Source organism: Leptolyngbya sp. CALU 1928, from assembly GCF_056784215.1.
The window spans coordinates 1698039-1710367 of the sequence record NZ_JBXBCE010000001.1 but is presented as its reverse complement, the minus strand read 5'-3'; the positions used below and the strand labels follow the sequence as shown (position 1 = coordinate 1710367).

The following is a 12329-nucleotide window of genomic DNA, read 5'->3' as shown; positions in this document are numbered from 1 at the left end:
CTAACATTTTGAGAGACAAAGCGCAAAACACCGGAACTGGTTCATTTGATATAACGAGATTCCTATTGTCTAGGTCAAACTGATTGATGGTTCTGTTGATTGGGTGTGTAGAATCACTTTTTGTATGGATTCTACACACCCAAATCAAATGTCTAAAAAGCGACGCGATCGCGCATCCACGACAACCGCTGCATTAAACCTAATTTACGCCCTGAAATCTAGTCGTATTTGCCTTAGGAGCCATATCGCAGTAGCTTGAGACGACCCGCGAGTTGAGGACTTCAACCCGGCAACTGCCAATCGCGGGCAATGCATTATTGAGAGTAGCGGAAGAGACAAGGCTCCGTACCCTACCCGTAAAGATAAAACCATTCCGGAGATTTTGCGTTCGAGTGGTAGTGCCCCTATATTCCATTGCTAATGCAAGAGCGTTGGGCGTTTCCAGTCTAAACGTAAAGTTATTTCCCGTCCTGGTCAAGGTTGCATTCGTCTGCCGCCCTTGGGTAAAGATGGAGCCTGATGCAATGCCTCTGTTTTGATACGTTCTTGCGCCGGGGTTGGGTCGGGTTGGGGGAGTCGGGGTTGGCGTGGGAGCCGCCTGGGAAACAAAGCGAAGGACGGCAGTGCCTTGAGGCGTTCTATAGGTAATTTGCAATCCGTCGCGATTGACTTCATACCGTTGTGCCCCTTGTAAGGCGGTTAGAAATCTAGTTTCCTGAGTCGTAATCGCCTCTTCACAAGCCATAAAGGTGGTGGCCAGAGTGCCGATGCTCAATTGATTCGCCTGAGTCGGAGGGGTTCTGTAAGTTCCATTAAAGCGATTACATCCGCCTGAACCCGAAATACGACCTGCTGAAAATTCGACGGTTTGTTCGGTTATGGGCAACATCGGCATAGGAGAGCCAGGTTGGGTCATATTTGCCAAGCGCCAATTGCCTTGGATTGCAGCACTCGATTGGGCGATGAGGATTGAGTTTTTTACAGAGAAGTTCTGGGCGGTCACTGGATTGGCGATCGCGACTCCCACTGAGCCAACCATGAGAGTGACTAGGCAGCCAGTGAGTGGATTGAACGAAATTTTAGGGTTCATTTTATGTGCCGAAATTACTACTTTTTGGGTCAAACTGATTGATGTTTCTAACGTTTCTTACCACAAACTCCTGACGGTTTGAGAAGTGAAATGTTTCTAATGCCTCTTACCACAAGCCTCTGACGGTTTGAGAGGTGAAGCGTAAAACTCCCGATTCTTGAGCGGTTTTATAAAAGATCTGCAACTCCTGATTATTCACCTCATACCGCTGTGCCCCTTGTAGCGCCTTTAGGTATTTAAACTCTTGGGTCATGACAGCCTGTTCGCAAGCTTTTCGGGTAGAGGCAAGGGGATCGACGCTCAATTGATTTGCCTTAGTTTTATAGCTTCCCATGAAGCGGTTGCATCCGCCTAATCCAGTGATGCGTCCTCCAGCAAAGTCGGCGGTCAGTTCGGGGGTTTGTGGGGGAACCATTGGGGTTGGGGCACTGGACTCTGAGACACTTGCCAGTCGCCAACTGCCCGCGATCGCGGCAGACGATTGAGCCACTTGAAAAGACAGCGGTTGTTCGGTGTACTGTGCCATAACAGGCGTTGCAGCAGCCCCAACGAATCCAATGATCAAAGTTGCTACATAATGAATTGATTGTTGACGAAACAAAGGTTTCTCGTTCATACCCCACACCGAATTGACAGATCCTCAATCAAGCTACTTCATAAAAGTAAGAAACTTATAGGACTGATGCCGTTCGATTAACCTACGGTCTAACGCCAAACCACTTCCGATAAATCTTCCCATAGATACCGTTCTCTTTGAGAGTCAAGATTGCCTGATTGATGGGTTTACGGTAGGAGCTATTTTTCGGCATGACGATTGAATAAAACTGCTCTCGAAAGGGTGTTCCCACAATCTGAGCTTTGCCTTGCCCTTGGTGGGACGTGTAGTAAAACAAGAGTGGACCTGGCGCAATGACGGCATCCACTTTTTTAGTCAGCAGTGCTTCATAAGCGGATTCCGGCTGGGAGAACTCAATCACCTGTTGAAGGTTTTGGCGCTGTAAATAATCAATGGCTTCGGAGTCTGCAATCACGGCAACGGGACGGTCTTGTAAATCGTTTAATCCTTGAATATTGCTTTTAAATTCTTGAACTGTTAGTTCGGCAGTAACGATCGCCGTGAAATAGGCGATAAAGATAATGCCAACAAAGACCCAAAATAATGCTACAACCCGTGCCAGCGGTTTTTTGGGCATGTCTTCTGCTTGTCCGACAAGGGCTAAGAGAGTCCACCAAAGCGCTTGGAAGATGCCGGGGATGTAGGCTGGATTATCGATCAATTCCGGATTGTTGCGTTCAAAATACCAGAGGATATGCACCGGAATCAGCATCAACAGGGCAATAATGCCAAATAACCGGACGAGACTGGGATCAAGTAGTCTCTGCAAAACTTCTCGTTCAGCGTTTCTAGATTGTTCATCATTAGGCAGCACCATAATTTGCAACTCGCTGGAGAGAACTGGATAGGAGAAATCAAACTCCTGTTCTCGCCGTTTGGTGATGGCGATCGCGGCGATGCCTACATCTGCCTGCCCTAGTCGAATCGCATTTAGAATTCCAGGCACATCTGGGTAGATTTTTAGGTCTGCTTCTCGCTGTAATTGCTCCAAAACATTGCGTCCCATATCCACGCTAAACCCAACGAGTTGTCCATTTTCTTTAAAAACATCGGGTCTAATTAATCGGGTTGCAATTCGTAGTGCTGGAGCGGTGCTGACGGTGGGGGAAGGCGGCGGAGACTGGGTTTGACCGGGGGGTACAATTAGTAACAACAGCAGGATGAGTGCTGCGACTGCGATGCCTTGCCATCTTTTTAAACGCGATTGAGGGCGATCGCTTTGTTTGATCAACCCAGAAATTAGATAACGCTTTATGTTCACAATCTATCGAAGCGAAACGGGCGAATGGTCTGTGTGTAGAAACATATTCTCAGGTGCCGGTGTCGGTGTCGGGTGTCGGGTGTCAGGGAAGAGGAAAGAGAGAAGAGGTTTTAGAAACTACCGATGCTAAGCTCCTAGAACTCAAAATTCAAAACTCCGCACCATCTGAGCAAGGGTTACAGCCTAGTCACTAACTAAAAACGGGTGGGTTGGCAACCCGATCGCTTGGGTGGGTAAGCAAAATAAATCTCCGGCAAAGAAGCCCTGTTGAATTTCTTTTTGGCTCAGCCCCACGGATGCCGAGGTGATGTATAAATCTGTCAGATGAGCGCCTCCAAAGGTGACACAGGTTGGGCGTTGAACCGATAGTTTGATTCGCGAAATTTCTTGTCCGGCGGCGTTGAAGCACGTAATCCCCCAGCCATTCCACAGTGCAGACCAGATATTGCCCTGCTGGTCGATCGCCAGTCCATCGGGTTCGACACTTTCAGCGCTCAGGTCAATCAAAATTCGGCGATCGCGAATGCTTCCTGTGGCTGCTTCAAAGTCATAGGCGTAGATTTTGCGTTGGGCAGAATCGGTTAAGTAAAACGTTGCGCCATCGGGACTCCAGCCTAAACCATTGGAGATAGTTAGCCCGGTTTCCATGGTATGCAGGGAACCATCTGGGTCATAGCGATAGAGTTCTGCTTGTCCTGATGCTTCACTGATGGAGCCGATCCAAAAGCGTCCTTGAGCATCGCATTTGCCGTCATTCAAGCGAGTGTTTGGGTAGGGAAACTCTATCTGGTGTAGCGTGGTTACTTCGCCGGATTGAGTACTGAGAAACGCCAGCCGATCGCGCAGTGCCAACAGCAAGCGATCGTTGCCAGCGAGGGCGATCGCACCCACTAAATCACCGACATCGAAGTAGCGATCGTGCCCGGTGGTAGGGTCAAATTGATGAACGCGATGGTTGTGGATATCGACCCAGAAAAGCTGCTGAATATCCGCATTCCAAACAGGTCCTTCACCTAAACGGGCACGGGCTGCGAGTACATTTTGAACCGATGGATTCATAACACGATTACCCCATTTTCCAAAGATTGCTAAACACATGGCTGGATATCAAATACGTGATAGCCCCATGCCGCCATATCGAAATACAGACCTGAAATTAGACTGTCGCCGGGGCGATCGTACACAGTGAAACTCATTAAATCCTTGAGAAAGTAAGTTTTGTCTGCCAAATCGCTGTAGGGCAAGGTGATGTAACACTGGCTCAGATGCGGTGCATAGTTGACGATGATCAACAACCGTTGTTTTTCAGCACCTTCCCAGGTGAAGCCAATGAAGTTATTCGATGTGTCGTTGTTATCCGAAACGGGGGTGCAGTTGAGCAATTGCCAAGCGCCTGTCCGCAAAGCTGGTAGCCGCAAGCAGGCAAGTAGTTGGCGATAGAAGGTGTGAAGGTGTTGATCAATGGATTCGATAGCTCCTCGCTGGAGATGCACCGAAATTTTATGTTTGAAGCCGTCGAGTTGTCCTTGGTAGAAAAAGCGCAGACCGGGGCTGAGAAAGGTGAGGATGGCAGCGGCGCAATGCACATCGAATGGGAAGGCGGCGGCGGCGCGAGATTCGTCGTGGTTTTCCAGGAAGCGAACGGATTTAGCTTGATAGTCTAAGTCTGCATAAAAGTGTTCGCGCACAGGTGTGGCGTGTTGTTGGAGTAGGCGATCGCAGAGGGTCTTGTCATAGGTATAGTCAAATCCGCAGTGTTGCAGAGCCTCTTCCATATCCCAGTAGACTTCTGCCATGAATACAAAATCGGGATGTTGATGTCGTACTGCTTGAACAGCAGGTTGCCAGAAGGGTTCAGTGGCAATGCCCCAAACAGCCTGAAAGATCTCTGGCAGTAAAAGCATTGCCATATCGCAGCGCACGCCGTCGCATAATTCAGCAATGGTGAGCAACTCGCCCAGCATCGCCGCTTGCAGCGCGGGATTTCCATAGTTAAGTTGTAGGGTATCAGACCAACCCGGAAAGTAAGGATCGCGTCCGTAGGCAAAGATGGCTTCGCCTGTGGAAAGAGAGACTCGGCAATAGTTATGGGGTTCTTTTGCCAGCAATGCTTCCGTTCCCTGAATAAAGAAATCAGGGTGAGTGTGAACCCAGCCATGGTCAGGAGCCATGTGATTGGGCACAAAATCTAGCATCAGTTTGAGTCCGCGCTGATGCAAGCGATCGCCCAAGCGTTCCATCGCCCCATTGCCACCCATGCGATCGCTGACCCTGTAATCCTGGATGGCAAAACAAGAGCCGCAGATATCCTCATCGGTTAAGTCAGGCAGCGATCGCCGATAGTCCTCTCGGTTCGATAGAGAAACGGTGCGCCCCGCTGCCCCCGTTTGCCACACGCCCAAACAATAGACCCAATCAAACCCTAGACTGGCGATTTCGTCTAGGGCTGAGTCGGGAATATCATCTAGGGTTGCCGGACGGTTCAATTGAGTGGAGAGCCACTGTATCCAAACACGGGTGTTGACTTGATAGAGCGTGGGATGAGTTGGCATGATCTGACCCTTGCGATCGTGTTAGTAACTCACTCACTCACGCTTTCAACTGGATACCTTGCCAGTTCTCCGGGGGTGACCGTGCCTAAAACGGTTTCCGGCGTAAAGTAACCCAACGCTTGAATGATTCGGGCAATGCAGCCTGTCCATCCGGTTTGGTGACTCGCACCAATTCCCGACCCGCTATCTCCATTGAAATATTCGTAGAACAGAATCAAATCACGCCAGTGAGGATCGGTTTGGAACTTCTCCGAAGCGGTGCCATAGACAGGACGACGACCCGATTCATCCTTGAGGAAAATGCTAGCAAGCCGTTCACTGATGCACTGGGCGACGGTAAACAACGAGACGTGATTGCCCGACCCGGTTGGATATTCAATCGTGAACGCCTCACCGTAGTAGCTGTAGAGTTGCAGCAGCGATCGCACCAACAACAGATTCACCGGCATCCAAACGGGACCCCGCCAGTTGGAATTGCCGCCAAACATGCCAGAGGTGGAATCACCGGCAACATAGCCGACTTTAAACTCCTGCCCTTCGTGATAGAAGTAATAGGGATTATCCAGGTGATATCGAGATAGAGAGCGGATGCCGCAATCGCTGAGGAACTCGGATTCATCCAGCATTCTAGAGAGAACCCGCCGCAGTTTGTCTTCGTTGAGGATCGATAGCATCAGCCGATTTCGTTCTCCAGGCTTGGAGGGAAGATGCACATTTTGAGTTAGCTCAGGATGACGCATGATGAACTCTTGCGCCCGTGCTTTGAAGCGGGGCAGCTTTTCAAAGGCTTCACTGGGGAAGACGGCAACTGCCATCAGCGGTAATAAACCTACGAGCGATCGCACCTTTAAGCGAGTGGAATTGCCATCGGGTAAGCGCAGCACATCGTAGAAAAAGCCATCCTCTTCATCCCACAGTTCATCGCAATGTTCGCCGATCCGATCCATTGCCCCCGAAATCCACATCGTATGTTCAAAAAACTTGATGGCAAGGTCTTCATAGATTGAATCATGGAGTGCTAACTCGATCGCAATCTGAAACATGCGTTGACTAAAGAACACCATCCAGGATGTGCCGTCGGCTTGCTCCAGATGACCCCCTGTGGGCAAGGGCGAACTGCGATCGAAGACACTAATGTTGTCTAGCCCCAAAAAGCCACCTTGAAACAAATTGTTGCCGCCCTCATCTTTGCGGTTGACCCACCAAGTAAAGTTGATCAGCAATTTGGAAAAGGCGTATTTAAGGAATTCCAGGTCACCCACGCCATCGTTACGTTCGCGATCGCGGGTATAGATTTCCCAGGTGGCGAAGGCATGAACGGGCGGATTTACATCCCCAAAGTTCCATTCATAAGCGGGAATTTGACCATTGGGATGCAGATAATCTTCCCGCAACATCAACATCAATTGATCTTTGGCAAAGTCGGGATCAATCAAGCTAATGGGGATGACATGGAAGGCGAGATCCCAAGCTGCATACCAGGGATATTCCCATTTATCCGGCATAGAAACAATATCGTCGTTATACATGTGAAACCAATCATTGTTCCGCACATGCTTCTTTTGGGCGGCGGGAGTCCAAGGCGTGACATTCCGCTCCCGCAGCCATTGATCCACGTCGTAGTAGAAATATTGTTTCGTCCACATCATCCCCGCCAAGGCTTGCCGCATGACGTTGGCGCGATCGCCATCTGCCTGAACCGCTGGCGGGATCACCGTGGCATAGAACTCGTCCGCTTCCTTCAGCCGAGCCGCAAACTGTTGATCAAACGTGTCAAATGGCTTCCCAACCTGAGCCGGAGATTGGTTTGTCAGGCGGAAGCGCAGCACCTTGGTTTCGCCTGCGCCCACCGTGATTTCATAATGGGGTGCAACTTTAGTACCCACATGGCTGGGATTCACGGCATTCTCTTGCCCATGGACGATCGCGTTGTTGATGCCATCTTTCACATAGGGGCTGGCATTGGCAGTATTAAACAGTCGTTGATTGTTCGTTTCATTCTCCGTGAACAGCAGAGGCGCTACGCCATCACAGTAGAAGTAATAATCTTTAACGTATTTATCCAGCAAGGTATCCGTAATCTGGGCATGAACCACACTGTTCCCCGTGCCCTCGATCTTGGTGAACACAGGCTTTGCCCCCCCGACTGCCCAAGACCAAGTATTCCGAAACCACAAGGTCGGCAGCACATGAATGGGAGCCGCTTCGGGTCCTCGATTGGCAATGCTGATTTGAATCAAAATATCTTCGGCATCCCCTTTGGCGTACTCCACGAACACATCAAAGTAGCGATCGCCGTCGAAGATGCCTGTATCCAATAGCTCATATTCCAGTTGATAGCGATCGCGGTGGCGATTGGTGTCCACTAGATCGGTGTAAGGAAACGCTGCCTGAGGATATTTGTAGAGATACTTCATGTACGAATGCGTCGGCGTACTGTCGAGGTAGAAGTAGTACTCTTTCACATCTTCGCCGTGGTTGCCTTGACTGTTAGTCAACCCAAACAACCGCTCTTTCAGAATGGGATCGTTGCCGTTCCACAGCGCTAGCGCAAAACAGAGCAGGTTATGGTTGTCGGTGATGCCGCCCAGCCCATCTTCGCCCCACCGATAGGCACGCGATCGCGCATGGTCGTGGGGAAAATAATCCCAAGCATTGCCATCGTTACTATAGTCTTCGCGAACCGTGCCCCACTGACGCTCGCTCAGATAAGGTCCCCACTTATACCAATCGACTTCACCCATGCGAGTTTGTTTAAGTCGTTGCTCTTCTGCAGTCATGGGGCAAATCTCCTGAATACTGAACGGTTGACGCTAAAAAATTCCTCTGCATAATGTCATATCACATGGTTGCTTTATAATTGCGCCGAATCGTCCAAGGGATCACAATCATCCAAATGCCCGTAAACATCAAATTTATTCCCACAAATATTCCCAGTATCCAAGCGGCACTGAAAGGCCACTGATAAAAAATCAAAATTCCCAACACGATCGCTAACAAACCGCTGACCAACATCCAAGCCCAGTTTGGATCGGGACGCGCCTTAAATGCTGCAATCACCTCCAGGATTCCCTGACCTAAAATGGTCACCCCAAAGGCAAGAGTGAGCGTTAGTGCAGCCCCAAAAACGTTGCTTAACAACGAAATCCCGGCGATTACATAGAGAATGCCAATCAGTAGCTTTAACCAAAAGCCTGGGTCTTGTCGAGATTGAACGGCATAGATAATACGGATGATCCCGGCAATTAAGAAGATCCAGGAAAAGACACGGGCGACGGCAACGGTTGCCATGAGGGGTTCAACGATTGCGGCAATGCCCAAGATCACCATCACAATTCCTAGCGCTATGAACCAACCTGAGTTTTTTCTGATTTCGCGAATCACTTCAGTCTTCATCACCGCTTCTCCAATAGATTTTGTTGCTACTTTGACTTGTCTTAAGCCGACCAAGCTTCTCGAAAGTCGGCATAGAGGGTCAGTCCACCATCAATAAATAAGGTTTGTCCGGTAATATAAGCGGCTTCATCCGAAGCGAGGAATGCGGCGGCAGCCGCCACTTCTTCAACACTGCCGGCTCGCGCCATAGGAATATGGCTTTCAACGATCGCTTTCTTTTCTGGATTCTCAACCCAATCTTGATTAATCGGCGTAATGGTGGCACCAGGGGCGATCGCGTTCACCCGAATCCCCCGTGCCGCATATTCCAACGCTAAAGTCTTCGTCAGATTTTCCATGCCGCCTTTGCTAATGGTATAGCTGGCATACAACGGGCGCGGAATGACCTCGTGAACACTAGAAACATTGATAATAATGCCAGGGCGATTTTGACTGAGGCAATGCTTGATCAGTTCTCTAGCGCATAGAAAGGCTCCCCGCAGATTCACCGATAAGACCTGATCAAAATCTTGAGCAGTCACTTCATGGGATGGGCATTCTTTTTGAATCCCCGCATTATTCACCAAAATATCGAGGCTACCAAACATCTCAATGGTCTTATTCACCATATTGAGAATGTCTTCTTCCTTAGAAACATCCCCCTGAATTACCAGTGATTTTACGCCGCTGCCATCTTCCTGTTTAGGAGCTTGCTGCATTGCCAATCGCTCGGTTTCTTTGGCTTCTTCAGCCCCTTTGCGATAGTTAATCACAATGTTGCAGCCCTCTTGGGCAAGCCGAATGGCGATCGCCTGCCCGATGCCTGAACTGGCTCCTGTGATTAGGGCAGTTTTTCCAGCTAATCCTTTCATGATCGCCATCTTATAGGGAAGTGTCAGCCTAAGATTAAACCGGGAAGTTATATGAACGCAATATGAAACAGCAAAATGTTTCGCTTGCTCACTTTCTGGAAGCATGACTTCGCCGCGTTTTCAGTTTCAGTTCTGCGATCGTCTATTCTTAAGGCAGTTTCCAGAAAAGAATCTCACTGTAAGGGCAAGTTTTTACAATTGATCGGTCGGTGTAGAAAGCTTTCTGTTAAGCCTGCCCCAGCCCTTGGGGTATCTTTATTTATCAGAAATCTCCTAAAAAGTTTTTGTAACGCAACCGAACCGTTTAACGGGATGGAATCTCTCCTCAAAATGGCTATGGCAATCACGCGAACTTTACGGAACTCTCAAACGAGAGCCAATCGGTTACGCCCATTCGTTGCGTGCAGTCTCGCCGTGCTAATGGTGTTGATAGCGGTGGTGCTGAATGATGCGATCGCCCCCTCGATCGCCCTCGGACAATTGCCCTCTCTAACCGCTCCCAATGCCGTACAGCCACTACCCAGTCGGGTTGAGCGGCGAGGCAAGTTGGAATCGACCGGAGTGCGCCTTGATGGACAAGAACTGTTTAGAATTGCATCTCCAGCAGTGCTAAATCGGAATGAACCGGGCGATCAGATCCCAGTTGAAGTTCGTGCTACCCAAATAGAAGCCAATCTAGCGCTGATTACCGGGACTGGATTATCAGATACAACCTTACTTAATCCCAAAACGCTGGAGGTCATTGTTGAGAGTATCAATGGACAGCCTGTTTTGTTTGTCAAGGATACGAGCCTTGTAGAAACAAAAGTCTTGCTCACGGTGACGGATGCCGATGCCCAATATGCCTCAACCACCAAAGATCGATTAGCCATTCAATGGCAAGAGATTTTAAAAAGTGAACTGCGTGAAGCGATCGCACTGCGCCAGCCCGAAGCACTACAGCAACAGTTCTCTACAGTGGTTAAAGTTGTAAGTGCTATCGTGCTGTTGACGTTGATATTGGGGGCAATTTGGATATTTTTAGGACGGCGCAAACGGCAACTTGAACAACGACAGGCAGCAGAGACGGCGTTGATTCGCACCCAAGAAGTTTACGATCAAGAACTTCATAATCAAGAACTTCGCACTCAAAATCTTGACGCGGCGGAGCCACTGGAAACATCAGAATCACCGCTATTTCAGGGAGTGCGCCATCATTTCGGGTTAGAACGACGACTACAAATCGTTCGTTTTTTGCGATGGTTATTGTTTTGGGCGATCGCGTTTACCTGGATACTGGGGATTGCCTATAGCCTCAATACTTTTCCTCAAACGCGCCAGTTTGCCAAAAAAGTTGTCGCTATCCCGATTGTGTTGCTGTTGACTTGGTTTCTGACCGGGTTGACCAATCGACTCACAGATCTAATTGTTGATCGGTTCATTGAAAGTCGTGAACGAGAGCAATCTTTAACTGCGGCGAATCTCCAACGGATTGCCACGATCGCCAACGTGATCAAAGGGCTGAAAATGGTTCTGCTGTATGCGATCGCGATTCTTGGGGTGCTTCAATGGCTGAATCTGATTCCAGGATCGATCCTAACCCTGGGGGCGTTAGTTGCCTTAGCGATTTCATTTGCGGCACAAAACCTGGTCAAAGATTTGGTCAATGGCTTCCTGATTTTGCTGGAAGACCAGTTTCGGATTGACGATAATATCGTCGTGGGCGACGTTCTGGGCACCGTAGAAAATTTGAATTTGCGCGTTACCCAGATTCGTAGCGATAACGGTAATTTGATCACACTGCCCAACAGCTTAATTGCCAAGGTGGAGAACAGAACTCGCACTTGGGCACGGGCTGATTTTCGGATTGAGGTCGCCTACAGCACCAATGTGGATCATGCCCTGGCAGTGGTTCGAGAAACCGTCGATCGCATGGCACACGATCCCCAGTGGCAATCTGCCATCCTCGACACCCACGAACTGTTTGGAGTGGATCAAATTTCCCATGCTGGCATTGTAATTCGCGTCTGGATTAAAACCGCTCCATCAATGCAATGGGCGATCGCGAGAGAATTGCGGCGGCGGCTCAAAATTGCGTTTGATCTCCACCACATTCAAATTGGCATTCCCCAGCAAATTATGGTGGAAAGTGGTTCTGTTAACCTCGACGCTGCTGAGTATTTTTCTGAGCAGTCCTCAAATGGCGACTAAGCCAGTCTGGTTTAAAACGAAGAATAGGGTGTAGTTAACGAGTGTTAGGGCGATCGCCCCCAGAATTGCACTGCCAACTCCCCACTTCAACCGAAACCCTTCCACTAACCAAGCCGCGAACCCAAAAATAATAATGTTTCCGATCAGCGGAATCAGCCCCAAACTCAGCACTGCCGGAACCGCCCTAACCCAAGTAGGAATCAAATGATATAGCCAATCGAATGCGCCAATAATTGCGCCGGCAATCAGCGCTTTAATGGGGCTATCAATCTCAACGCCAAAGGGCAGCTTAGAGATAGTCAACAAGCTTATTGCGGTCACAACGACAACAATCAGAAAACCTAGCATTCGTTGCTCCCCTTCTTTAATTCAA

At 49.2% G+C, this 12329-nt stretch carries 10 protein-coding genes; 1 reads left to right on the top strand and 9 read right to left on the bottom strand.

Annotated elements, in window-relative coordinates:
- Nucleotides 1-199: 199 nt before the first annotated feature.
- The 8 genes from AC1S5B_RS07955 to AC1S5B_RS07920 form a co-directional block, all read right to left on the bottom strand.
- On the bottom strand, nt 200-1090 hold the full coding sequence (locus AC1S5B_RS07955) for an META domain-containing protein (protein WP_482035139.1): 891 nt from the start codon (nt 1088-1090) through the stop codon (nt 200-202).
- A gap of 106 nt (nt 1091-1196) precedes the next feature.
- A complete protein-coding gene (locus AC1S5B_RS07950) occupies nt 1197-1706 on the bottom strand; it encodes an META domain-containing protein (RefSeq protein ID WP_482035138.1) in 510 nt (169 codons plus the stop codon).
- 82 nt (nt 1707-1788) lie between these two features.
- Entirely contained in the window at nt 1789-2967 is a 1179-nt protein-coding gene (locus AC1S5B_RS07945) for a transporter substrate-binding domain-containing protein (RefSeq protein ID WP_482035137.1), read from the bottom strand.
- Between the two features lie 183 nt (nt 2968-3150).
- A complete protein-coding gene (locus AC1S5B_RS07940; RefSeq protein WP_482035136.1) occupies nt 3151-4026 on the bottom strand; it encodes an SMP-30/gluconolactonase/LRE family protein in 876 nt (291 codons plus the stop codon).
- A gap of 29 nt (nt 4027-4055) precedes the next feature.
- Nucleotides 4056-5519: an alpha-amylase family glycosyl hydrolase gene (locus AC1S5B_RS07935; RefSeq protein WP_482035135.1), complete on the bottom strand. Its 1464-nt coding sequence runs from the start codon at nt 5517-5519 to the stop codon at nt 4056-4058.
- 29 nt (nt 5520-5548) lie between these two features.
- The gene (locus AC1S5B_RS07930) at nt 5549-8299 is read right to left on the bottom strand and encodes an MGH1-like glycoside hydrolase domain-containing protein (protein WP_482035134.1); all 2751 of its coding nucleotides are present in this window, start codon (nt 8297-8299) and stop codon (nt 5549-5551) included.
- Nucleotides 8300-8360: 61 nt separating this feature from the next.
- Nucleotides 8361-8915 (bottom strand): HdeD family acid-resistance protein, encoded by a 555-nt coding sequence (locus AC1S5B_RS07925; RefSeq protein WP_482035133.1) that lies wholly within the window; start codon nt 8913-8915, stop codon nt 8361-8363.
- A 41-nt stretch (nt 8916-8956) separates the two neighbouring features.
- A complete protein-coding gene (locus AC1S5B_RS07920; RefSeq protein WP_482035132.1) occupies nt 8957-9775 on the bottom strand; it encodes a glucose 1-dehydrogenase in 819 nt (272 codons plus the stop codon).
- Nucleotides 9776-10096: 321 nt separating this feature from the next.
- Between AC1S5B_RS07920 and AC1S5B_RS07915 the strand changes: the two genes are divergently transcribed.
- Nucleotides 10097-11956 (top strand): mechanosensitive ion channel family protein, encoded by a 1860-nt coding sequence (locus tag AC1S5B_RS07915; protein WP_482035131.1) that lies wholly within the window; start codon nt 10097-10099, stop codon nt 11954-11956.
- Here AC1S5B_RS07915 and AC1S5B_RS07910 read toward each other — a convergent pair.
- Nucleotides 11942-12304 carry a phage holin family protein gene (locus AC1S5B_RS07910; protein ID WP_482035130.1) on the bottom strand — a complete coding sequence of 121 codons (363 nt, stop codon included), beginning with the start codon at nt 12302-12304 and terminating at the stop codon, nt 11942-11944. The two genes, AC1S5B_RS07915 and AC1S5B_RS07910, sit on opposite strands and share 15 nt — an antisense overlap.
- Nucleotides 12305-12329: the final 25 nt, after the last annotated feature.